A 22,062-nucleotide genomic window follows, 5' to 3' on the forward strand; every position below is an offset into this window, starting at 1 on the left:
CCGATACCAGACAGGGGGCGCTTCCATGACCGATCTCGAAACCCGCATCGCCCAGGGCCGCGGCGATGAACCCGCCGACCTCGTCTTGCGCGGCGGGCAGGTGTTCTGCCTCGTCACTGGCCAGATGATCCCCGGCGATGTCGCCATCTGCGACGACCGGATCGTCGGAATCGGCGCGGAGTACGAGGGCAGGGAGGTGGTGGACGTCACCGGCCTCACCCTCGTGCCAGGGTTCATCGACACCCATCTGCACATCGAATCCTCGCTCATCACCCCTTTCGAGTTCGACCGTTGCGTCGCCCCGCGCGGCGTCACCACCGCGATCTGCGACCCGCACGAGATCGCCAACGTGGTGGGCCTCGACGGCATCCGCTATTTCCAGCAGGCCTCCGAGCACACGCTGATGGACATCCGCGTACAGCTCAGCTCCTGCGTGCCCTCGACCGACATGGAGACCGCCGGCGCGCAGATCGAAGCCGACGACCTGACGCGGGTGATGGGCCACCCCTCGGGCATCGGGCTGGCCGAGTTCATGAACTATCCCGGCGTGATCCACCGCGATCCACGCGCCATGGCCAAGCTGCGGCTGTTCGAGGGGCGTCACATCGACGGCCACTGCCCGATGCTGGGCGGCAAGGACCTCAACGCCTATGTCGCGGCGGGCATCCGGACCGAGCACGAGGCCACCACCGCCGCCGAAGCCCGCGAGAAGTTGCAGAAGGGCATGCGGGTGCTGATCCGCGAAGGATCGGTGTCGAAGGATCTCGAGGCACTGGCCGAGTTGCTGACCGAGCGCACCAGCGCCTACATGTGCCTGTGCACCGACGACCGCAACCCGCTGGACATCGCCGAGCACGGGCACCTCGACTACATGATCCGTCGCCTGATCCAGAAGGGCGTGCCGCCGCTGGCCGCCTACCGCGCGGCGTCGCTTGCGGCGGCGGAAGCCTTCGGGCTGAAGGACCGCGGGCTGATCGCGCCGGGTCTTCGGGCCGATATCGTGGCCGTGGAGACGCTCGCGGACTGTCGCGCCGCGCGGGTGTTCTGCGCCGGACGCGAAGTGACCGAGACCGCCTTTGCTGCCCGCGGCCATGTCGAGGTGGTCGGGCGCAACTCTGTCAAGGCGCCGACGGTCTCGGCCGGGGACTTCCGCAGCACCGGCAACCGGACCTCGACCGATGTCATCGGCATCATCGAAGGCAAGATCATCACCGAGCATCTGACCGAAGAGATCGCCATCGCCGATGGCGACAAGCGCCCCGATCCGGGCCGCGACCTCGCCCGCATCGCGGTGGTCGAGCGTCATGGCCGAAACGGCAACATCGCCACCGGCTTTGTCCGCGGCTTCGGGATGCAGGCCGGTGCGATTGCCTCGACCGTCTGTCACGATCACCACAACATCGCCTGCGTCGGGATGGATTATGACGACATGGCCGTGGCAGCCAATCGCCTGTCCGAAATCGAGGGTGGCTTCGTCGTGGTTCGGGGTGGCAAGGTGCTGGCCGAGCTTGCACTGCCCGTCGCCGGGCTGATGAGCCTCGAACCCTTCGAGGTGGTGCACGAACACCTGATCGCCCTGCGCGATGCCGCGCGCTCACTGGGTGTCCGGCTGGAGGAGCCCTTTCTGCAACTTGCGTTTCTCGCGCTGCCGGTTATCCCGGCGCTCAAGATCACCGACAGGGGCATGGTCGACGTGCTGAAATTCGAGATCATTCCGGGGTAGGTCGGTGCCGAAATGCGCGGGCCGCCCGCCTGCGGATACGATTGGGCATTGTATTTGCCCTCCATCCCCCCTTATGTTGACGACAGGCAGATGGGCGCAGTCCCGCTGCCCGAGAGTTTCGCTGTTTTCGAAGTCGCGCGGGCACTAGGGCCCGACCCCTTCAAAGACAGACCGATCTGATCCCCGGACCGCGCACGCTGCGTGGCGGAGATCAAGAAGACCAGCCCGCACCGCGAAAAGCGGCGGGTCGTAAACGGGCGGTCGGCAGGTGCCGGACCGTCGGAGAAGAAACGCGATGCAACGCGCGAGACATCAGAGGGCAGGAGCAGGGGCCGTTACCGGCCTTGCACCCTTGCCTTTACTGACCGCGCAGATCGTCGCCCCAATCGGACATTTCCTGCAATCGGCGGCGCCGCCCGGGACACTCCCGGCGGCCCTTTCGGGGCGGGAAAGCTTGAAAGTTACATGCCCAAGAAAATGCTTATCGATGCCACCCACGCGGAGGAAACCCGCGTCGTGGTGGTGGATGGAAACAAGGTCGAGGAATTCGACTTTGAATCGGAAAACAAGCGCCAGCTAGCCGGCAACATCTACCTCGCCAAAGTGACGCGCGTCGAGCCGTCGCTGCAGGCGGCTTTCGTGGATTACGGCGGAAACCGCCATGGTTTCCTCGCCTTCTCGGAAATCCATCCGGACTATTACCAGATCCCCGTCGCCGACCGCGAGGCGCTGATGGAGGAAGAGCGCGCCTATGCCGAGGCGATTCGCGCCCGCGACGAGGAAGACGAAAAGCCCAAGAAGCGCACGTCGCGTCGCCGTTCGTCGTCGAAGGCCGAGAAGACCGCCAGCCAGGACGCCGTGGAAAGCCGCGAAGTCGAAGGCATGGAGACCATCGACCTGGGCGACGGCGAAGACACGCTCGAGGGCCTGTCGCCGATGGCGACCGTGGCACCGACGCCGGTCGAGGAGCCCGCTGACGCCGGCGAGGGTGAACCCGCGTCCGACGCAGACGCCTCGGCAGAGGCCGAAGCGGAACCGATCGCCGACGCCGAGACGCCGACCGCCGACGCCGACGCCGATGCGCCGTCCGAGACGGCCGCGCCCGATGCGGCCGAGGCCGACCAGACGGATGACGAGGCCCGCGACGAGACTGAAGAGTCCGACGGCGACGACGACGAGGACAACGGCAAACCGCGCAAACCCGCCGCGTCCGAAAAGGACAGCGAGATCGAATCGGTCGCCGACGATGATGACGAGGCTGACATCCGTCCGCCGCGCAAGCCGCGTCCGCGCCGCTACAAGATCCAGGAAGTCATCAAGGTCCGCCAGATCCTGCTGGTGCAGGTCGTCAAGGAAGAGCGCGGCAACAAGGGCGCGGCGCTGACCACCTACCTCAGCCTCGCCGGCCGCTACTGCGTACTGATGCCCAACACCGCGCGTGGCGGCGGCATCAGCCGCAAGATCACCAACGCGCCCGACCGCAAGAAGCTCAAGGAAATCGCCGCCGAGATCGACGTGCCGCAGGGCGCGGGCCTTATCATCCGCACCGCCGGCGCCAAGCGCACCAAGTCAGAGATCAAGCGCGACTATGAATACCTGCAACGCCTGTGGGAGCAGATCCGCGAACTGACGCTGAAATCCATCGCGCCGGCCAAGATCTATGAAGAAGGCGACCTGATCAAGCGCTCGATCCGCGACCTCTATAGCCGCGACATCGACGAGGTTCTGGTGGAAGGCGAGCGCGGCTACCGCATCGCCAAGGACTTCATGAAAATGATCATGCCGTCCCACGCCAAGAACGTGAAGCACTACGCCGAGCAGTTGCCGCTGTTCGCGCGCTATCAGGTGGAAAGCTACCTCGGCGCGATGTTCAACCCGACGGTGCAGCTCAAGTCCGGCGGCTACATCGTGATCGGCGTGACCGAGGCACTGGTGGCGATCGACGTGAACTCCGGCCGCGCCACCAAGGAAGGCTCGATCGAGGAAACTGCGCTCAAGACCAACCTCGAAGCCGCGGAGGAGGTGGCGCGCCAGCTGCGTTTGCGCGACCTCGCCGGTCTGATTGTGATCGATTTCATCGACATGGACGAGCGCAAGAACAACGCCGCCGTCGAGAAGAAGATCAAGGACAAGCTGAAAAGCGACCGGGCGCGTATCCAGGTGGGCCGCATCTCGGGCTTCGGCCTGATGGAGATGTCGCGCCAGCGCCTGCGCCCCGGCATGATCGAGGCAACGACCGCGCCCTGTTCGCATTGCCACGGCACCGGGCTGATCCGGTCTGACGACAACCTTGCCCTGCAGGTGCTGCGCCAGATCGAGGAAGAGGGCACCCGCCGCCGCTGCAAGGAATTGCTGGTGCGCTGCCCGGTGACCATCGCCAACTACCTGATGAACGCCAAGCGTGAACATATCGCGATGATCGAGGCGCGCTATGGCGTGGCGGTCAGGGTCGAGGGCGATCCTGCCATGGTCAGCCCGGACTTCACGCTCGAGAAGCTGAAGACCGCGACCCGCAAGGTTGCCGAGGCTCCGGTGGTGTCGGCCGATACGACGATCATGGACCTCGTCGACGAGACCGTCGAAGAGGAAGAGGACGACACGGCGGAAGCCGAGGCAAAGGAGGCCACGGAAGACGCTGGCACCTCCGACTCCGATGGCGACGAAGAAAGCCCCAAACCCAAGAAGCGCCGTCGGCGTCGTCGTCGGCGGAAGGCGAAGAACGGCGAAGCCAACGGTCAGGACGAGGGTCAGGACGACAGCAACGGTGACGGCGACGCGACCGCCGGCCCGGCGGAGGATGCCGTGACAACGGAACCCGCCGCGCAGGACGCCGAAGGCGAGGGCAAGTCCGAAGACAAGCCCAAGCGCAAGCGCACAACCTCGAGCAGCCGACGCAGGTCTGCGAAGTCCGAGGACGAGGCTCCGCAAGCGGCGCCGATCGTCCAGCAGGATCCGGGGCTGGCCCCGGAGTATGCCGATCTGTCGACGCCCACCGACGAAGCCACGCCAGCCGAGCCCGTGACCGACACCTCTGAGCCCGGCGGCGAGTCGGAAACGGCAGAGCCGGCAGAGGCCACCGCGATCGCGCAAGACAAAGGTCAGGACGCACCGGCAGAGCCCGTAGCGCCCGCGGCGCCGGCGGAGGTGGCGGCAGAGCCCGAACCCGCGCCGGAGACCGGTCAGGACGAAGTAGAACCGGCAGCGACCGCGGCAGAGCCTGACGCCGACACCGCCGCCGAGCCTGAGCCGAGCGAGGCACCGTCGCAGGAAAGCGCGCAAGAAGAGCCGGAACTGGCAACCGCCGGAGCCGAAGAGGAGGCCGATACGAAGCCCAAACGCCGCGGCTGGTGGTCGATCGGGCGCTGACCTCGGACGGTTTTGAAAACAATCAGCGCCCCGGCAGGCACCTGCCGGGGCGTTTGCCGTTGACCGACGCGCCGTTGCGAAAGATCAGATATGTCGACGGATCAGACGGGGACCTAACCGCCCTTGCGGATCACGTAGATCTGCACGCCGGCGTCCTCGCGCGTCTCGATCAGGGCATGACCGGCCTCGTGGCAGAAGTGCGGAACGTCCACCACCGCCGCCGGATCGTCGGACCGCAATTCCAGCAGCGCGCCCACGTCCAGTGATTGCAGCCGCTTGCGCGCCTTCAGAACGGGCAGGGGGCACAACAGGTGGGTGGCGTCGACGATCTCGGTCATGCGGTTGGTGTACGCAGGGAGTTCGATGAAGTCCAGTGCCACACTCTCGCCGCAAACCGGCCTTAACCTGATGGAAAACCACGAGAGTCGGACATGAGTGCGGGCAGGTCAGACAGCGTCGCCAGGCGCCGGGTATTCTATATACCGGGTTACGATCCCATACATCCGCGCCGCTACCGCGAGCTTTATCGCAAGGAAAGCGCCCGGCAGGGTCAAATCTCCGGATACGATGTCACCATCAAGCCGCGCGTCTCGACCCCCAACTTCGGCTGGATGGTGACCGGACAGTTCCCCGACGGCGCGGTCGAGACCGAGGTCGAGGTGCTGCAATGGTCCGATATCGTAAAGCGCTCCATGGGACACGGCATCGCGATGAGCTATCTGCGCATGCTCCATACCGCCGTGGCCTATATAGGCTCGGGTGCCTTGTGGCGGTTGACCAAGCTTTGCAAGGGCCCGGTGATCGCGGCCTTCTATCCGGTGGTGATGATGCTGGGGCAGGCGGTCCTTGCGCTGCTTCTGGTCTGGCTGGGATGGCGCATCGGTCAGGCACTGCAACCCTGGATCGGTCTGGCCGGTCCGCTTTTGGGCCTCGTGGGGGGGCTGGCGGCGGGCTGGGGTCTGCTGGAACTTCTCAAGCGCTGGGACGGCAAGCTTTTCGTCTATTATCTGATGCACGACTATTCCTACAACGCCCGTCACCACGGCGCGATTTCGCCCGAGCTTGAAGCCCGGATGGCCGCGTTCACCGAAACCATCGCGTCGGCGATGAAAGCGGACGTCGACGAGGTTCTCGTCATCGGGCATTCCTCCGGCGCACATCTGGGCATCTCGGTGCTGGCTGACCTGATCCGCTCGGGTCGGGTCACCGACACCGGGCCGAAACTCGGATTCCTGACATTGGGTCACGTCGTGCCCATGGTCACCTTCCTGCCGCGGGCGTGGCGTTTGCGTGCCGACCTCGCCTTCCTGTCGGAGCGTGACGAGGTGTTCTGGGTCGACGTGACCGCCCCCGGCGACGGTTGCGCCTTTGCGCTCTGCGATCCGGTGGCGGTCACCGGCGTGGCCACAGACAAGCAGAAATGGCCGCTGGTGTTCTCGGCCGCCTTCAGCCAGTCGTTGTCGCCCGAACGCTGGAAGGCGCTGCGCTGGCGCTTCTTCCGACTGCATTTCCAGTATCTCTGCGCTTTCGATGCGCCGAAGGACTATGACTACTTCCGCATCACTGCCGGTCCGAAGACCCTGGCCGAGCGGTATCGCAATCGCCCGGCATCGAAATCGCGCATCACCCGTCCGGTCAACACCTTTACCTCGACGTCGCCATGAGCCGGCCACCCAAACCGAAATCGCGGGCCGAAAGGGTATCGCTGCTGCGCTACATGTCGCTGTTCCGCCGCGATATCCTGTCGGCCCAACCCGCGCGCCTGTACCGCGCGTGGATGGCCGAGTTCCGCACGCCCTTCTTCCGGTCCTACCTTGTGAACCAGCCCAACCTGATCAAGACGGTGTTGAAGGAGCGGCCGGACGACTTTCCCAAATCCGACCGGATCGGCGAGGGGCTGCGGCCGCTTCTGGGCAACTCGGTCTTCCTGACCAACGGCGAGACCTGGAAGCGCCAGCGCCGCATTATCGACCCGGCGTTCGATGGCGGCCGCCTGCGCGACACCTTTCCGGCGATGTGGGCGGCGTCGGAAAGCGCGGTCACGCGATTGATGAAGACAAGCGGCCAAGTCATTGAAGTCGAGGCGGAAACCAGTCACGCAGCCGCCGACGTCATTTTCCGCACCCTGTTCTCGATCCCGATCGAACACGAGGTCGCGGCGCGGGTCTTCTCGGAGTTCCGCGAGTACCAGCGCAGCCAGCCGATCCTCAACCTCGCTGCCTTCGTGCCGCTGCCGAGGTGGATGCCGCGGTTCTTCAGCCGCCGAACCCGCACCTCTGCCGCCACCATCCGCAACCTGATCACCCGGCTCACTTCCGCGCGGATGAAGGCGATCGCCGCCGGGACGGCGCCCGATGACCTTGCTACCAAGATCATGACAACCGCCGACCCCGAGACCGGCGAGCGTTTCACCACCGAGGAAATGGTCGATCAGGTTGCCATCTTCTTTCTCGCCGGCCATGAAACCAGCGCCTCGGCCCTCGCCTGGACGCTCTACCTCATGGCGCTTTACCCGGAATGGCAGGACCGCATCGCCGGCGAGGCGCGTGCCGCCCTGCTGCCCGCCGCCCATCCTGCGGACGATGCCACGCCGCGGCAGGCGCCCGATTTCGCGGTCATGTCGAAGCTGCGCCTGTCCCGCGATGTGTTCCGCGAGGCGCTCAGGCTCTATCCACCCGTGCCGATGATGGTGCGCGAGACGACCTGTCCGGAACGCTTCCGCGACCGTGACATCGCGCCGGGCAGCCAGATCGTGCTGAGCCCGTGGCACCTGCACAGGCACGAACGGTTGTGGGACAATCCGGATGATTTCGATCCGGGGCGCTACGCGACCGAGAACGGCAAGACCTGCCTGCGGGACGCCTATTTGCCGTTTTCAGCCGGAAGCCGTGTCTGTACCGGGGCCGGGTTCGCCATGGTCGAGGGGCCGCTGATCCTGTCGCAGCTCTTGGCGCATTTCCGCTTCGAGCTGAGCGATCACCCGCCGCCGGTGCCGGTCGCACATCTGACGGTCCGATCCCAAAATGGCATCCACCTGCGCGTCAGTCCGCGGGACGGCGGCGCTGGCGAAAAACCCGCGTGACCTATGGCCAGTGAAGTGAAAACAGGTCGGTCAGACCTGCTTTTTCACCTTTTCCTCGAAGGCACGCACCCTCTTCTCCAGAAACTCGCGCCCGCGCTTTTCCGCGAGTCGCACACGCACGGCGGTCAGGAACGCCTCTTCGGTGGTCGTTGAAGAGGTGCCCATGATCCTGGCGGTTTCGGCCACCAGGGTTTCGTCGTCCATCAGTTCCGCCGCCTCAATCACGTCACGCGCCAGACGGTCGGCGATATCTTCGGTAATGCCCATGCTCCGGCCCTCAGCGCGTGGTCTCGGTCAGCCGGCGTTTGACGTAGTCCGACACCGTGTCGATCATCGTGTCCATGTGATCGTTCTCGAAGAAGTGCCCGGCGCCCTCGATCTCGGAATGAGTGATGGTGATGCCCTTCTGCTCATGCAGCTTGCCGACCAGCGATTTGGTATCGGCCGGCGGCGCCACGCGGTCCGCGGTGCCGTTGATGATCAGCCCCGACGAAGGGCAGGGCGCGAGGAACGAAAAGTCGTACATGTTGGCCGGCGGGCTGGCCGAGACGAAGCCGGTGATCTCGGGCCGGCGCATCAGCAGCTGCATGCCGATCCAGGCCCCGAAGGAAAAGCCCGCGACCCAGCAATGCTTTGAGTTGTTGTTCATCGACTGAAGGTAGTCGAGGGCAGAGGCGGCATCGCTGAGCTCACCGACGCCCTGATCGTATTCGCCCTGGCTTCGCCCGACGCCGCGGAAATTAAACCGCAGCACGGTGAAGCCCATGTTGTAAAAGGCATAATGCAGGTTGTAGACGACCTTGTTGTTCATCGTCCCGCCGAATTGCGGATGCGGATGCAGCACGATGGCGATCGGCGCGTCACGCTCTTTCTGCGGGTGATAGCGGCCTTCCAGCCGACCTTCGGGTCCGGGGAAGATGACCTCGGGCATATGCGATGAACTCCTCACGCAAGGTGGCTGCATTGTTGACAGAAATGCTTGCCTACCTTAGAACTGTTCTAATTCCTTTCCGGCGACGGAACGGGCTAACCGCAGATAAGCGGAATACATAGCAAGGTCAACAAGTCAGCGGGCCTCGGGCGCGGGAGGGAAGATGAAGCTGAGCACCAAGGGGCGCTATGCGATGGTGGCGCTGGTGGACATCGCGCTGCAACCACAGGACAAGCTGGTGACCCTGGGCGAAATCTCGGCCCGTCAGAGCGTGTCGTTGCCTTATCTCGAACAGCTTTTCGTCAAGCTGCGGCGCGCGGACCTCGTGGCTTCGGTGCGAGGTCCCGGCGGCGGTTACCGGCTGGCCCGGCCCACCACCGAAATCCGCGTCGTCGACGTGCTGGCGGCTGTCGACGAAACCGTGGATGCGATGCACAAGGGCGCGGGCGCAAGCGGCGGCATGTCGGGCAGCAAGGCGCAATCGCTGTCCAACCGGTTGTGGGAGGGGCTGTCGGCGCATGTCTACGTCTTCCTGCACCAGACGCGGTTGTCGGACATCGTCGAGAATTCGCTGGCCCCCTGTCCGGCGGTGCCGGGATTGTTTGCGGTGGTGGACGATGGCTGAGACCGTGCAGGGGGCTCTGCCCCCGCCGCCTGCGGCGACTCCCCCGGAGTTTGTCCGGCAAGATGAAGGACAGATTGCGTGAAACGGGTCTATCTGGATCATAATGCCACCGCGCCGCTGCGCGATGAAGCCCGCGCGGCGATGATCGCGGCCATGGATGTCGTCGGCAATCCGTCCTCGGTGCATTCTGAGGGCCGCCGCGCCAAGGGTCTGATCGAAAAGGCGCGCGCGCAGGTGGCCGAGGCTTTCGGCGCGGGCGAGGCGGACATCGTCTTTACCTCCGGCGCGACCGAGGCCGCTGGGCTGGCCCTCGCGGGCCGCGCGCTGGCCGGCTCGGGGGTGGAGCATGACTGCGTGCGGGCTTGGGCGGACGAGAGCCTTTCGGTGGATGCGGCGGGCCGCGTGGCTGTTGGGGATCCTGCGGGCAGCGTGTTGCAGGCCGCCAACAGCGAGACCGGGGTGCTGCAGGATCTGCCCGACGGGCTGGCGCTGACCGACGCGGTGCAGGTCTTCGGCAAGGTGCCGTTTGCCTTTTCTTGGTCCGGTGCGCGGATGGCGCTGACCTCGGCGCACAAGCTGGGCGGGCCCAAGGGCGTGGGCGCGCTGGTCCTGCAGCGCGGTCTGGATGTCGAGGCGCGTATCCTCGGCGGCGGACAGGAAATGGGCCGCCGCTCGGGCACCGAGAACGTCATCGGAATCGCAGGCTTCGGGGCGGCGGCCGCGGCGGCGGCGCAGGATCTGGCTGCTGGCGTCTGGGACCGGGTGGCCGAACTTAGAAATATTCTAGAAAAAGCCATTGAGGCTGCCTCAAAAGAGATTATTTTAGTCGGGAAAGACGCGCCGCGTTTGCCGAACACATCTTGCCTTGTGGCGCCCGGCTGGAAAGGCGAAACGCAGGTGATGGCGATGGACCTCGCCGGTTTCGCGATCAGCGCGGGGTCGGCCTGTTCCAGCGGCAAGGTCAAGGCCAGCCGCGTATTGCAGGCGATGGGATATGACGAGGGTGAGGCCTCATGCGCGATCCGCGTGAGCCTCGGGCCTTCGAACACGGAAGAGGATGTGCTGCGTTTCGCTGAAACATGGTGCACCGCATACAGGAAATACCGCGCCCGTGCGGCGTGAACCCGGAGGTGAGATGATGGCAGCGCTCGACCAAACTCAGGTCAAGGAAGGTGTCGACCAGGAGACCGTGGATGCGGTCCGTGAGGTTTCGACGTACAAGTACGGCTGGAACACCGAGATCGAGATGGAATATGCGCCCAAGGGGCTGACGCCGGACATCGTGCGTCTGATCTCGGAGCGCAACGAAGAGCCCGAGTGGATGACCGAATGGCGGCTCGCCGCCTATGAGCGCTGGCTGACCAAGAAAGAACCGGACTGGGCCATGGTCGATTATCCCGAGATCGACTTTCAGGATCAGTATTATTACGCCCGTCCGAAAAGCATGATCGAGAAGCCGAAGTCGCTGGACGAGGTCGATCCCAAGCTGCTGGCGACCTACGAAAAGCTAGGCATTCCGCTGAAAGAGCAGATGATCCTCGCCGGTGTCGAAGGCGCCGAGGAGGCCCCCGCCGAGGGCCGCAAGGTTGCGGTGGACGCGGTGTTCGATTCGGTGTCGGTGGGCACCACTTTCCAGAAAGAGCTTAAGAAGGCCGGCGTGATCTTCTGCTCGATCTCCGACGCGATCCGCGAACACCCCGATCTGGTCAAGAAATACCTCGGCTCCGTGGTCCCGGTCTCCGACAACTTCTATGCCACGCTGAACTCGGCCGTGTTTTCGGACGGGTCCTTCGTCTACGTGCCGCCGGGCGTGCGCTGCCCGATGGAATTGTCGACCTATTTCCGCATCAACGCCGAGAACACCGGCCAGTTCGAGCGCACGCTGATCATTGCCGACAAGGGCTCCTACGTGTCCTATCTGGAAGGCTGCACCGCGCCGCAGCGCGATACCAGCCAGCTGCACGCCGCGGTGGTCGAGATCATTGTCGAGGAAGACGCCGAGGTGAAATACTCCACCGTCCAGAACTGGTATCCGGGCGACGAGAACGGCAAGGGCGGGATCTACAACTTCGTGACCAAGCGCGCCGATTGCCGGGGCGACCGGGCCAAGGTGATGTGGACGCAGGTTGAAACCGGCAGCGCGGTCACCTGGAAATACCCGTCCTGCATCCTGCGCGGCGACGACAGCCAGGGCGAATTCTATTCGATCGCCATCACCAACAACCACCAGCAGGCCGACACCGGCACCAAGATGATCCACCTGGGTAAGAACACCCGGTCGCGGATCGTGTCGAAGGGGATCAGCGCGGGCTTCGCGCAGAACACCTATCGCGGGCTGGTCAGCATGCATCCGAAGGCCAAGAACAGCCGCAATTACACCCAGTGTGACAGCCTGCTGATCGGTGACAAGTGCGGGGCGCACACGGTGCCCTACATCGAGGTCAAGAACAACTCGTCCCGCGTGGAACACGAAGCCACGACGTCCAAGGTCGACGACGACCAGATGTTCTATTGCCGCCAGCGCGGCATGGACGAAGAGGAAGCGGTGGCGCTGATCGTCAACGGGTTCGCCAAGGAAGTGCTGCAGGCGCTGCCGATGGAGTTCGCGCTGGAAGCGCAGCAACTGGTGGCGATCTCGCTGGAAGGCTCGGTCGGGTAGGGGCAGCCGCCCCCGCCCGCGGGTCTTGGCTTCGGAAAGGTCTGCTCGTGATCCCTCGTATCAAGCGCATACACAAGCGGTTGCGCCTCGGCCGTCCGGTCGAGAGCGTGGAATTGCAGCTCGTCCACGCCCGCGTGCTGGACGAGCCGGTGATCTTCTGCGTGAACATGGAAAACGATCCCGTGCAGCGCAATCACCGGCGCGGCCGGTTCTACGAAATGAGCGAATTGCAGCGGCTCGGGGCGGTCTTGCCCGAGGGCGGCACCTTCGTCGACATCGGCGCCAACGTCGGCAATCACACGCTGTTCGCGGCAAAGTTCCTCAAGGCCGCCAAGGTGATCCCGTTCGAGCCCAATCCGAAGGCCTTCGAATTGCTGGTGCAGAACGTGCTGGTCAACGGGCTGGGTGAGGTTGTCGACACCACCATGCTGGGTGTCGGCGTCTCGGACGCGCAGTCCGGCGGCTTCGCCATGCAGGACCGCGACCGCAACCTCGGCGGCGCGAAGATGCTGGCCGGCGAGGGCGATCTCGAGGTGCATCGCGGCGATGCTCTGCTGGCCGAGGTCCGCCCCGACTTCATCAAGATCGACGTCGAAGGCATGGAAATGGCGGTTCTCGCCGGTCTGAGCGGCGTGCTTGAGCGGTGCCGGCCGGTGATGATGGTCGAGGTCGACAATACCGTGGAAGACGACTTCATGACCTGGGTTGCGGACAAGGGCTATGCCCTCCTGTCCACGCACCAGCGCTACAAGCTGAACAAGAACCACCTGATCTGCGACGCGGACGATCTGGACCGCCTGCGTGCGGAACTGGATCGCAAGGAGGCCCCGGCGCAGGTGGCTGCGCTCGGGGAATGATGGTGATTAACCCAACATTAAGACCATTGTCGTCGCATTTCTGCCGCGTTCCGCCGCCAGATTTGGTCGCTGTGTGCAACGCAACGGCGGAGAGCAGAGATGGCGAACCAGGGACAGGACGTGTTTCAGCAGCGGCTGGCGCGGATTCAGGCCGGACAGTTCAGCCGGGTGCCTCAGCCGGGCGTGGCCGAAGAGAACGTGCGCTCTTGGGCAACCAAGCACACCACCGTCAGCGACATGGAGCCTGCGGAGGAGCGCCGCGGCGGACCGGTCATTTGGGTACTGGGCTTCGTTCTGGGCATCGTGGCCTTCGGCTTGTCGCAACTGATCAGCTTTCACTTCGCGGGCCTGCCCGATCCCAAGATGACGCCCGGCATGCGCATGCTGGTGGACGTGCTCTTTGCTCTGGGCACGCTGCTCAGCTTCTCGCTGCTGTTCGACCTGCCGGGCAAGATGCAGATGCTGTTCAAGCTTGCGGGCATCGCGCTGGCCATGGTCACCATGCACAACTTCGTTCATCTCTCGCCCGACCTGTTCAAGCAGGCATTCTCGTGGGAATGGGTGCGCTTCGTTACGGCGATGAGCGAACCGAATTCGATCCTCGTCGCGGGCGAGACGATCAAACTCTTCTGAACAAACCGAAAATCGAAATCGGCGCGGCGCGGCCCCTCGACGGGGCTGCGCCTTTGCGTCTGGCGTTATCTGAAAGGTAGACGAATGCTGGAAATCAAGAACCTGCACGTGCAGCTGGAAGAAGAGGACAAGCAGATCCTCAAGGGCGTGGACCTGACGGTCGAGGCCGGCAAGGTGCATGCGATCATGGGCCCCAACGGCTCGGGCAAATCGACGCTCTCCTACGTGCTTTCGGGCCGCGAAGGCTATGAGGTCACCGAAGGCGAGGCGACGCTGGACGGCGAGGACCTGCTCGACATGGAGCCGGAAGAGCGCGCCGCCGCGGGCCTGTTCCTTGCGTTCCAGTACCCGGTCGAGATCCCCGGCGTCGGCAACATGACCTTCCTGCGCACCGCCGTGAATGCACAGCGCAAGGCGCGCGGGCAGGAGGAAATGAACGCCACCGACTTCCTCAAGCTGATCCGCGCCAAGGCAAAAGAGCTGAAGATCGACGCCGACATGCTGAAGCGCCCGGTCAACGTGGGCTTCTCGGGCGGCGAGAAAAAGCGCAACGAGATCCTGCAAATGGCGATGCTGGAGCCCAAGATGTGCATCCTCGACGAGACCGACTCGGGCCTCGACGTGGATGCGATGAAGCTGGTCGCCGATGGTGTGAACGCGCTGCGTGACGAGGGCCGGGGTTTCCTCGTGATCACCCACTACCAGCGGCTGCTCGACCACATCAAACCCGACGTCGTGCACATCATGTCGGACGGCCGCATCATCAAGACCGGCGGGCCCGAGCTGGCGCTTGAAGTCGAGGAACGCGGTTACGCGCACCTGGTCGAGGAGGTGGCTTGATGGCATTGCCGCAAACCAAGCTTGATGCAACCGAGGCGCGGCTTGCCACGCTCGACATGCCGCAGGGCGGCTGGTCGCAATCGGCGCGGCAGGACGCCCTCGCGCGCCTGCGCGAGATGGGCCTGCCCGGACGGCGCGACGAATACTGGAAGTTCACCCGCCCCGATTCGCTGATCCAGCCGGACGCGCCGCGTGCCGCGCTGTTTCAGTCCGATGAACCGCCGGTCTTCGACGAGGTCGACAAGCTGAAGATCGTCTTTACCGACGGGGTCTTCGACCCCGAGGCCTCTGACGACCTATCGCTGGACGGCGTGACGATCGAACGGCTGGCCGAAGCGAAGGACCTACACTGGGCCTCGCAGATCTATGGCCGGTTCGAGACCCGCGGGCAGACGCCTGTGGCGCGGCCCCTCGCGGCGCTGAACACCGCCTTCGCCACCGACGGGCTGCTGATCCACGTGACCGGCACACCGTCGAAGCCGATCTCGATCAGCTATCGCCACCAGTCCGAAACCTCGGATGCGATGCTGCACCACGTGGTGAAGGTCGACGCCGGCGCCGAAGTGACGCTTCTGGAAAACGGCCCCGCCGCCGCGCGCTTCAACAAGGTGATGGAAATCGACGTCGCCGATACCGGCAAGCTGCACCACGTCCGCACGCAGGGCCGCGACCACGAGCGCCGCGCCGCCACGCATATCTTCGCGCGGCTGGGCACCGAGTCGGTGTTCAAGAGCTTCACACTCACGGCCAACGGCGTCATGACCCGCAACGAGGTGGTGCTGGAACTGACCGGCGACGACGCAATCGCGCATGTCGCGGGGGCCTGTGTCGGAGACGGCGATTTTCACCACGACGACACCGTGTTCGTGACACATGATGCAGTGAACTGTGAAAGCCGTCAGGTGTTCAAGAAGGTGCTGCGCAACGGCGCGACCGGCGTCTTTCAGGGCAAGATCCTTGTCAAGGCAGGCGCGCAGAAGACCGACGGCTACCAGATCTCGCAATCGCTTCTGCTGGACGAGGACAGCCAGTTCCTCGCAAAGCCCGAGCTTGAGATCTATGCCGACGACGTTGCTTGCTCGCACGGCTCGACCTCGGGCGCGATCGACGAAGAAGCACTGTTCTACATGCGCTCGCGCGGGGTGCCGCACGACCAGGCTGTGAACCTGCTGACTCTGGCCTTCCTCGCCGAAGCGGTGGCCGAGATCGAGGACGAGGGCCTGGCCCAGGAGATCACCAGCCGCATCGAAGGCTGGCTGATCCGGCACCAGGGCTGAGCCAAACGTGAGCGTGACCAGCGATATCGTCGCCACCTACCGGGGGCCCGGCGCCGTGATCCGGCGCTGGCTTGCCGGTGGGCAGCGCGAGGATAGGGCGCTGGCCATCCTGATGGCCGCCTGCTTCGTGGTCTTCGTATCGCAATGGCCGCCGCTCGCCCGTCAGGCGCATTTCGACGAGCAGGAGCTGAACCCGCTTCTGGGCGGCGCGCTTCTGGCATGGCTGGTGCTGGCGCCGCTCATCTTCTACGGGCTGGCGGCGGCGTCGCATCTGGTGGCGCGTCTGCTGGGCGGGCAGGGCACCTTCTTCGGCGCCCGCATGGCGCTGTTCTGGGCACTGCTGGCGGCCTCGCCTCTGTTCCTGCTGAACGGGTTACTGGCTGGCTTCGTGGGCAAGGGCCCCGGCCCGCAGATCGTGGAACTGCTCAGCTTCCTGATCTTCCTCTGGTTCTGGTTCGCGGGCCTGCGCGAAGCCGAAAGGGCACCGGCATGACCCCGGCCATCCTGCGTGATCTGACCGTCGAGACCGTGACCCAGCCGCGTGTCGCGGCCGCGCGGCTGATCTCGCTCGGGCTTCCGAAACACGTTCTCTGGCAGGGTCTGCTGCTGGCCATCGTGCTGAACGCGCTGGCCTTCTGGCTTGGCACCATGGCGGCGCCGACGGCGCAGCCGATGCCGCCGATGTTGGGCTCGCCCTTCATGTTTGCGCTGACACTGGGCTGCGGCGCGGTGATCACCGTCTTCGCCATCACGCTGACCGGCAATTGGCTGGGGGGCGAGGCGCAGCTGGCCGACGTGCTGGTCCTCGTGGTCTGGCTGCAATGCCTGCGCTTCCTCGTGCAGATCGCGGCAACGGTGCTGAGCGTGATCCTGCCGGGACTGGCGCTCGTCGCCCTGATGGCGATCAATATATACGGATTCTGGATTTTTCTGAATTTCATCGACGTGGCGCATCGCTTCGGCTCTATCGGCAAGGCCATGGGCGTGCTGCTGATGGCGGGCGTGGGCATTGCGCTGGGTCTGGTGATCATGCTGTCCCTGATCGGGGCATCGACTGTAGGGGTATCGGCGCATGTATGACGTGGACGCAATCAGGGCGGATTTTCCGATCCTCGGCCGCGAGGTCAACGGCAAGCCGCTGGTCTATCTCGACAACGGTGCCTCGGCGCAGAAACCCCAAGCGGTGATCGACGCGGTGACGCGCAGCTATGCCGAGGAATATGCCAACGTCCACAGAGGCCTGCACTTCCTGTCCAACCTCGCGACCGAAAAGTACGAGGCCGTGCGCGGCACCATCGCGCGCTTCCTGCATGTCGCGGACGAGCAGGAGATCGTGCTCAACACCGGCACCACCGAGGGCATTAACACCGTGGCCTACGGCTGGGCCATGCCGCATCTCGCCGCCGGCGACGAGATCGTGCTGTCGGTGATGGAACACCATGCCAACATCGTACCCTGGCACTTCCTGCGCGAGCGTCAGGGCGTGGTGCTGAAATGGGTGGACATCGAAGCCGACGGATCGCTTGATCCGCAGGCCGTGATCGACGCGATGGGGCCGAAGACGAAACTGGTCGCGCTGACCCACATGTCGAACGTGCTGGGCACCCGGGTCGACGTCGCGCCGATCTGCGCGGCGGCGCGCGAACGCGGCATTGCCACGCTGATCGACGGCAGCCAGGCGGCGGTGCACGGGCCGGTCAATGTCGAAGACATCGGCTGCGATTTCTATGCCATCACCGGGCACAAGCTCTACGGCCCCTCCGGCTCGGGCGCGATCTTCATGAAGCGCGAGCGCATGGCCGAAATGCGCCCCTTCATGGGTGGCGGCGACATGATCAAGGAGGTGCACAAGGGCGGCATCCTCTACAACGATCCGCCGATGAAGTTCGAGGCCGGCACCCCCGGCATCGTCGCCACCATCGGGCTGGGCGCGGCGCTGGATTACATGATGGCCGTCGGCATGGAAGATATCGCAGCGCATGAGGCCGCGCTGACCACCTATGCGCTGGGCCGCATGGACAGGTTGAACTGGCTGAACCTGCAGGGCCGGGCGCCGGGCAAGGGGGCGATCTTCTCGTTCACGCTCGAGGGTGCGGCGCATGCGCATGACATCTCGACCATCCTCGACAAGAAGGGTGTTGCGGTGCGGGCCGGTCACCACTGCGCCGGTCCGCTGATGGATCACCTCGGCGTGACGGCGACCTGCCGGGCCTCGTTCGGCATGTACAACACCGAGGCCGAAGTGGACGCGCTGATCGACGCGCTGGAACTGGCGCACGACCTCTTCGCCTGAGCGTCGCATCCGCCGCCACACGGCCCCGGACCCCGATCCGGGGCCTCTGCATCCACGCGGGCCATGAGGTCCCGGATCAGGTCCGGGACGCGGTCCGTCACGCGGCCCGGAGGTAGTCCCCCGCAGCCGTCAGGTCGGACCGGAACTGCGCCTCCGCTTCGGCCTTTCGCGCCGGATCGGGCAGCCGCAGAAGATAGGACGGATGCACCGTCACCAGCACCGGGTGCCCCAACCTGCTTTGCTCAAGACCGCCGCGCCGTTTCAACAGGCCCTTGCCGTTGCCGGTCAGCGCCTGCAATGCGGTCGCCCCCATCGCCACGATCAGCGCCGGGTCGTGGCGTTTTTCCTCGAGGTCGAGCCACCAGCGGCAGTGGTCGATATGATCGCGCTCGGGCGCCTGGTGCAGCCGGCGCTTATTCGACGGGCGGAAGCGGAAGTGCTTCACCGCGTTGGTCAGGTAGACCTCGTTGCGCTTCAGACCCGCTTGTACCATCACCCGATCCAGCAACTGTCCCGCCGGCCCGACGAAAGGCCGCCCGGCCAGATCCTCCTGATCGCCCGGCTGCTCGCCCACGATCATCAGCCGCGCATCATGTGGCCCTTCGCCCGGCACCGCCTGCGTCGCCATCTCGTGCAGCGGGCAGCGGGTGCAGGCGCGGATCGCGGCGTCCAGACCCTCCTGCGGCATCTGCCAGCGGCTGTCATGCGCCTCCAGCTGACGCGCGGCCGGTGCTGCAAAGGCCGGCGGAAGGGTCGGCGCGGCTTCGGCCATCTTGCGCACGCGGGTTTCGGCTTCGGCCAGCATCTCGGGGATGGCGCGCGTCTCGGGCATGTTTTTCCAGTACTTGCGCGGCATTTCCGAGGTCATCGCATTGATCTTGACCCGCGCCGGGTTGAAGACGTTGCGGAAATAGGTGGTCCACAGCCCCTCGGCCGCATCCTCGGGCAGCGGCGGCTTGGCCTGACCGGGCGCGAAACGCAGGGTGCCGTCCTCGAAGATCGCGGTCTTGTCCGGGGTTACGATGCGCCAGTCCATGTCGGAAAACCGACGGACGAAGAATGGCGCCGTCGGTTCCAGCGCGTGAAAGCTGGGCTCGAACCAGGCCGCGAAGCTGCGGCGCGGCGCGTTGGGCTCTCCAATGTCACGGAAGCGGACGAAAGCCTTCATCTTGTGCGCGTCGCGGCTGACGTTCTTGGCCATCGCCTCGATCCGCGCCACATCGTCGTCGGCGCGGTCGGCCATCAGGCGCTTGTTGCCCTGCAACCGCCAGAGCAGCCCATAGGCGCGGGCGAAACGCTGCGGGTCGGTGTGCCAGATCGCAAGCCGTGCGGCGGACAGGAACGCCTTGGGCACCGTCGGCGGTGGCCGCGTCGCAGCCGGCAAAGGGGCCGGGGCATCGCCGAAAAGGTCACTGTCGCGCGCGCCCCACTGCCAAAGCACCTGCTCGGGCGGCACCTCTGTCATCAGCAGGCTGCGCGCGGCATCGCGCCAGGCCTCCCAGGTGCCGATCTCGGGCAGGGGAACGGTGTGCATCAGAACAGGCTCAGCTGCTCCGGCGGCGGCGCAAACCGCGCCCGCAGGTCGGCGCTGTCGGTCAGCCCGCCCGGCGTCCAGCCGCGACAGGTGACGAAGGCCTTGGCCTTCTTCATCAGCGCCCCGATCTTCATCAGGTCGTCATACCGAAGCCGCCGCGACCGGCGCGCCGCGAGGATGCGGTTGACCGTCTTGGTGCCGAACCCCGGCACCCGCAGTAACAGGTCGCGCGACGCGGTATTGACGTCGAGCGGGAACAGCCCCCGATGCTGCAGCGCCCAGGCCAGCTTGGGGTCGATGTCCAGATCGAGGTTGCCGTCCTGCGCGGCGCCGGTGATCTCGTCCAACTGAAAGCCATAGAACCTGAGCAGCCAGTCGGCCTGATAAAGCCGGTGTTCGCGCTGAAGCGGCGGCCGGATCAGGGGCAGGGCGGCGGTGGCATCAGGGATCGGTGAAAAAGCGGAGTAATAGACCCGCTTCAGCTTGTACCCCGAATAGAGCCGCGTGGCGTTGGTCAGGATGGTCTTGTCGTTCGATCCGTCCGCACCCACGATCATCTGCGTCGACTGTCCCGCCGGCGCAAACCGTCCCGGCCGCTTGCCGGTGTGGCTCTTGTCCTTCGCCGCCTCCTGTCTCAGCCTGACGCCGGCCATGGCGCGCCTGATCTGTTCGGGCTTCTTTTCCGGCGCAAAGCGGGTGACGGCGGCATCGGTGGGAAGTTCGACATTGATTGACACCCGGTCCGCCAGTTGCCCGGCCTCTTCGATCAACTCGGGCGCGGCGTCGGGGATGGTCTTGAGGTGGATGTAACCTTTGAACCCGTGCTCGTGGCGCAGGGTGCGGGCGATCCGGACCATCTCTTCCATGGTGTGATCGGGCGAGCGGATAATGCCGGACGAGAGGAACAGCCCCTCGATATAGTTGCGGCGATAGAATTCCAGCGTCAGCTTGACCACCTCGTCGACCGAGAACCGCGCCCGTTCCACATTGGACGACACCCGGTTCACGCAATAGGCGCAATCGTAGATGCAGAAATTGGTCAGCAGGATCTTGAGCAGGCTGATGCAGCGCCCGTCCGGCGCATAGGCGTGACAGATTCCCGATCCCTCGGTCGACCCGATCCCGCCCTTGGTCGAATCCCGCCGCGCCGTGCCCGACGAGGCACAGGAGGCATCGTATTTCGCCGCGTCCGCAAGGATCGCCAGCTTCTGTTCCACGGTTTTTGCGCTCATTTGTTCTTAATATGTTCCGGTCGGCGCAATGGCAAGCTTCCGCACGATCACAGGCGCTTTACTGCACGAAAGGGTGTTGCAGGGCCCCCGTGTTTCGGGGTAGAGGCAAGGCAGGCACCTGTAGCTCAGCTGGATAGAGCGCTGCCCTCCGAAGGCAGAGGCCAGAGGTTCGAATCCTCTCAGGTGCGCCATTTCTCCCAGACCCGATGCGCATCCGGACCGTGACGGCTGACAGCTTATTCAGCCGCTTTTTTCAGGTTGGCCATGAGGCTGTGAAACTTTTCACCCTGAATGGCGACATGGTCACGCAGGGCATCCGCAGCGGTTGCCTGATGACCCTCCTGCAGGGCAGCCACGATGGCCTCGTGCTCGGACATGGATTGCGCCATCCGGCCGCGAAGGCGCAGCTGCTGCCGCCGGAACGGCTTCAGCCGACGGTGCAGGTCGCCCGCCTCGGCGGCAAGATAGCCGTTTCCCGACTCCCGATAGATGATCTTATGGAAGCGCTCGTTCTCGGTGTAATAGGCGTCCGGATCCTGGCGGTCGACAGCGAGTTGGCATTTCCGGTTGGCGTCGTGCAAATCCGCCAGCGCCTTGTCCGAGATGCGCAGCGCCGCCAGCCGCCCGCAGGCGGCTTCGATCTCGGCCATCGCTTCGAACATCTCCAGAAGTTCCACCGGGCCCGGCTGGCGGACAAAGGCGCCGCGGCGCGGGATCAGCTCGACCAGTTCGGAGCGCGCCAGACGTTGCAGCGCCTCGCGCAGTGGCGTGCGCGATACCCCGAAGTGCCGGGCGAGGCGGACCTCGTCCAGCCGGTCGCCATTGGCATAGGTGCCATCGAAGATCCGCTCTTCCAGGGCTTCGGCGATCTCATCGGCGCGACGCTTTTCCATGACGCTGTCCTAGCCTTTCGTCAACTGAAACGCAAGATGTTCAGTTTTGTATACAAGAAAGTTGACCTCAAAAACATTGTGTGTTTGGGTCGGGGGCGTCCCGGTTCTGCCGGTACG

The 22,062-nt window shown here is 64.9% G+C and carries 20 protein-coding genes and 1 tRNA gene; 15 read left to right on the forward strand and 6 right to left on the reverse strand.

The window, feature by feature from the left end; all coding sequences use genetic code 11:
* Positions 1-25 precede the first annotated feature (25 nt).
* The gene (ade, locus tag AC04PT_RS01540) at positions 26-1,723 is read left to right on the forward strand and encodes an adenine deaminase (protein WP_482871728.1); all 1,698 of its coding nucleotides are present in this window, start codon (positions 26-28) and stop codon (positions 1,721-1,723) included.
* A 465-nt stretch (positions 1,724-2,188) separates the two neighbouring features.
* The gene (locus AC04PT_RS01545) at positions 2,189-5,089 is read left to right on the forward strand and encodes a ribonuclease E/G (RefSeq protein WP_482871729.1); all 2,901 of its coding nucleotides are present in this window, start codon (positions 2,189-2,191) and stop codon (positions 5,087-5,089) included.
* Positions 5,090-5,202: 113 nt separating this feature from the next.
* Here the strand turns inward: AC04PT_RS01545 and AC04PT_RS01550 are convergent, their stop codons facing one another.
* Complete coding sequence (locus AC04PT_RS01550; protein ID WP_482872427.1) at positions 5,203-5,427, reverse strand: sulfurtransferase TusA family protein; 225 nt, start codon at positions 5,425-5,427, stop codon at positions 5,203-5,205.
* A 93-nt stretch (positions 5,428-5,520) separates the two neighbouring features.
* On the opposite strand from AC04PT_RS01550, the gene AC04PT_RS01555 reads away from it, so the two are divergent.
* The gene (locus tag AC04PT_RS01555; protein WP_482871730.1) at positions 5,521-6,753 is read left to right on the forward strand and encodes a hypothetical protein; all 1,233 of its coding nucleotides are present in this window, start codon (positions 5,521-5,523) and stop codon (positions 6,751-6,753) included.
* Positions 6,750-8,171 (forward strand): cytochrome P450, encoded by a 1,422-nt coding sequence (locus tag AC04PT_RS01560; protein ID WP_482871731.1) that lies wholly within the window; start codon positions 6,750-6,752, stop codon positions 8,169-8,171. Before AC04PT_RS01555 ends, AC04PT_RS01560 begins: the two co-directional genes overlap by 4 nt.
* Before the next feature lie 30 nt (positions 8,172-8,201).
* Here the strand turns inward: AC04PT_RS01560 and AC04PT_RS01565 are convergent, their stop codons facing one another.
* Both AC04PT_RS01565 and AC04PT_RS01570 read right to left on the reverse strand, forming a co-directional pair.
* The gene (locus tag AC04PT_RS01565; protein WP_482871732.1) at positions 8,202-8,438 is read right to left on the reverse strand and encodes a hypothetical protein; all 237 of its coding nucleotides are present in this window, start codon (positions 8,436-8,438) and stop codon (positions 8,202-8,204) included.
* A gap of 10 nt (positions 8,439-8,448) precedes the next feature.
* A complete protein-coding gene (locus AC04PT_RS01570; RefSeq protein ID WP_482871733.1) occupies positions 8,449-9,102 on the reverse strand; it encodes an alpha/beta hydrolase in 654 nt (217 codons plus the stop codon).
* A 163-nt stretch (positions 9,103-9,265) separates the two neighbouring features.
* Here AC04PT_RS01570 and iscR point away from each other — a divergent pair, with 163 nt between their 5' ends.
* The 10 genes from iscR to AC04PT_RS01620 all read left to right on the forward strand — a co-directional run bounded on the left by iscR (position 9,266) and on the right by AC04PT_RS01620 (position 18,286).
* Positions 9,266-9,727, forward strand: a complete 462-nt coding sequence (gene iscR, locus AC04PT_RS01575; RefSeq protein ID WP_482871734.1) for a Fe-S cluster assembly transcriptional regulator IscR — start codon at positions 9,266-9,268, stop codon at positions 9,725-9,727.
* A 78-nt stretch (positions 9,728-9,805) separates the two neighbouring features.
* On the forward strand, positions 9,806-10,849 hold the full coding sequence (locus AC04PT_RS01580; protein ID WP_482871735.1) for a cysteine desulfurase family protein: 1,044 nt from the start codon (positions 9,806-9,808) through the stop codon (positions 10,847-10,849).
* A 16-nt stretch (positions 10,850-10,865) separates the two neighbouring features.
* The gene (gene sufB / locus AC04PT_RS01585) at positions 10,866-12,386 is read left to right on the forward strand and encodes a Fe-S cluster assembly protein SufB (protein WP_482871736.1); all 1,521 of its coding nucleotides are present in this window, start codon (positions 10,866-10,868) and stop codon (positions 12,384-12,386) included.
* Positions 12,387-12,433: 47 nt separating this feature from the next.
* Positions 12,434-13,243, forward strand: coding sequence for an FkbM family methyltransferase (locus AC04PT_RS01590; protein WP_482871737.1), 810 nt, complete (start codon positions 12,434-12,436; stop codon positions 13,241-13,243).
* A gap of 99 nt (positions 13,244-13,342) precedes the next feature.
* Positions 13,343-13,876: a hypothetical protein gene (locus AC04PT_RS01595; RefSeq protein ID WP_482871738.1), complete on the forward strand. Its 534-nt coding sequence runs from the start codon at positions 13,343-13,345 to the stop codon at positions 13,874-13,876.
* A gap of 84 nt (positions 13,877-13,960) precedes the next feature.
* Positions 13,961-14,716 carry a Fe-S cluster assembly ATPase SufC gene (gene sufC / locus AC04PT_RS01600; protein ID WP_482871739.1) on the forward strand — a complete coding sequence of 252 codons (756 nt, stop codon included), beginning with the start codon at positions 13,961-13,963 and terminating at the stop codon, positions 14,714-14,716.
* A complete protein-coding gene (locus AC04PT_RS01605) occupies positions 14,716-15,993 on the forward strand; it encodes a SufB/SufD family protein (protein ID WP_482871740.1) in 1,278 nt (425 codons plus the stop codon). The genes sufC and AC04PT_RS01605 overlap by 1 nt, the downstream gene beginning before the upstream one ends.
* A gap of 7 nt (positions 15,994-16,000) precedes the next feature.
* Positions 16,001-16,486, forward strand: coding sequence for a YIP1 family protein (locus tag AC04PT_RS01610; RefSeq protein WP_482871741.1), 486 nt, complete (start codon positions 16,001-16,003; stop codon positions 16,484-16,486).
* Positions 16,483-17,073, forward strand: coding sequence for a Yip1 family protein (locus AC04PT_RS01615; RefSeq protein WP_482871742.1), 591 nt, complete (start codon positions 16,483-16,485; stop codon positions 17,071-17,073). Before AC04PT_RS01610 ends, AC04PT_RS01615 begins: the two co-directional genes overlap by 4 nt.
* Positions 17,066-18,286, forward strand: coding sequence for a cysteine desulfurase (locus AC04PT_RS01620; protein ID WP_482871743.1), 1,221 nt, complete (start codon positions 17,066-17,068; stop codon positions 18,284-18,286). Before AC04PT_RS01615 ends, AC04PT_RS01620 begins: the two co-directional genes overlap by 8 nt.
* Positions 18,287-18,383: 97 nt before the next feature.
* Here AC04PT_RS01620 and AC04PT_RS01625 read toward each other — a convergent pair whose 3' ends face one another.
* Together AC04PT_RS01625 and AC04PT_RS01630 are read right to left on the reverse strand one after the other, a co-directional pair.
* Positions 18,384-19,820 carry a UdgX family uracil-DNA binding protein gene (locus AC04PT_RS01625; RefSeq protein ID WP_482871744.1) on the reverse strand — a complete coding sequence of 479 codons (1,437 nt, stop codon included), beginning with the start codon at positions 19,818-19,820 and terminating at the stop codon, positions 18,384-18,386.
* A complete protein-coding gene (locus AC04PT_RS01630) occupies positions 19,820-21,052 on the reverse strand; it encodes a putative DNA modification/repair radical SAM protein (RefSeq protein WP_482871745.1) in 1,233 nt (410 codons plus the stop codon). Before AC04PT_RS01630 ends, AC04PT_RS01625 begins: the two co-directional genes overlap by 1 nt.
* Positions 21,053-21,166: 114 nt before the next feature.
* On the opposite strand from AC04PT_RS01630, the gene AC04PT_RS01635 reads away from it, so the two are divergent.
* A tRNA-Arg gene (locus AC04PT_RS01635) sits at positions 21,167-21,243 on the forward strand.
* 45 nt (positions 21,244-21,288) lie between these two features.
* Here the strand turns inward: AC04PT_RS01635 and AC04PT_RS01640 are convergent.
* Entirely contained in the window at positions 21,289-21,945 is a 657-nt protein-coding gene (locus AC04PT_RS01640; RefSeq protein WP_482871746.1) for a GntR family transcriptional regulator, read from the reverse strand.
* Positions 21,946-22,062 lie beyond the last annotated feature (117 nt).

This window comes from Litorisediminivivens sp. KMU-197 (genome assembly GCF_056858395.1).

Excerpts from the sequence above, each read along its gene's own strand:
- ade (WP_482871728.1), top strand. The coding sequence starts at position 26 with ATGACCGATCTCGAAACCCGCATCGCCCAGGGCCGCGGCGATGAACCC.
- AC04PT_RS01545 (WP_482871729.1), top strand. The coding sequence starts at position 2,189 with ATGCCCAAGAAAATGCTTATCGATGCCACCCACGCGGAGGAAACCCGC.
- AC04PT_RS01550 (WP_482872427.1), bottom strand. The coding sequence starts at position 5,427 with ATGACCGAGATCGTCGACGCCACCCACCTGTTGTGCCCCCTGCCCGTT.
- AC04PT_RS01555 (WP_482871730.1), top strand. The coding sequence starts at position 5,521 with ATGAGTGCGGGCAGGTCAGACAGCGTCGCCAGGCGCCGGGTATTCTAT.
- AC04PT_RS01560 (WP_482871731.1), top strand. The coding sequence starts at position 6,750 with ATGAGCCGGCCACCCAAACCGAAATCGCGGGCCGAAAGGGTATCGCTG.
- AC04PT_RS01565 (WP_482871732.1), bottom strand. The coding sequence starts at position 8,438 with ATGGGCATTACCGAAGATATCGCCGACCGTCTGGCGCGTGACGTGATT.
- AC04PT_RS01570 (WP_482871733.1), bottom strand. The coding sequence starts at position 9,102 with ATGCCCGAGGTCATCTTCCCCGGACCCGAAGGTCGGCTGGAAGGCCGC.
- iscR (WP_482871734.1), top strand. The coding sequence starts at position 9,266 with ATGAAGCTGAGCACCAAGGGGCGCTATGCGATGGTGGCGCTGGTGGAC.
- sufB (WP_482871736.1), top strand. The coding sequence starts at position 10,866 with ATGGCAGCGCTCGACCAAACTCAGGTCAAGGAAGGTGTCGACCAGGAG.
- AC04PT_RS01595 (WP_482871738.1), top strand. The coding sequence starts at position 13,343 with ATGGCGAACCAGGGACAGGACGTGTTTCAGCAGCGGCTGGCGCGGATT.
- sufC (WP_482871739.1), top strand. The coding sequence starts at position 13,961 with ATGCTGGAAATCAAGAACCTGCACGTGCAGCTGGAAGAAGAGGACAAG.
- AC04PT_RS01605 (WP_482871740.1), top strand. The coding sequence starts at position 14,716 with ATGGCATTGCCGCAAACCAAGCTTGATGCAACCGAGGCGCGGCTTGCC.
- AC04PT_RS01615 (WP_482871742.1), top strand. The coding sequence starts at position 16,483 with ATGACCCCGGCCATCCTGCGTGATCTGACCGTCGAGACCGTGACCCAG.
- AC04PT_RS01620 (WP_482871743.1), top strand. The coding sequence starts at position 17,066 with ATGTATGACGTGGACGCAATCAGGGCGGATTTTCCGATCCTCGGCCGC.
- AC04PT_RS01625 (WP_482871744.1), bottom strand. The coding sequence starts at position 19,820 with ATGCACACCGTTCCCCTGCCCGAGATCGGCACCTGGGAGGCCTGGCGC.
- AC04PT_RS01630 (WP_482871745.1), bottom strand. The coding sequence starts at position 21,052 with ATGAGCGCAAAAACCGTGGAACAGAAGCTGGCGATCCTTGCGGACGCG.
- AC04PT_RS01640 (WP_482871746.1), bottom strand. The coding sequence starts at position 21,945 with ATGGAAAAGCGTCGCGCCGATGAGATCGCCGAAGCCCTGGAAGAGCGG.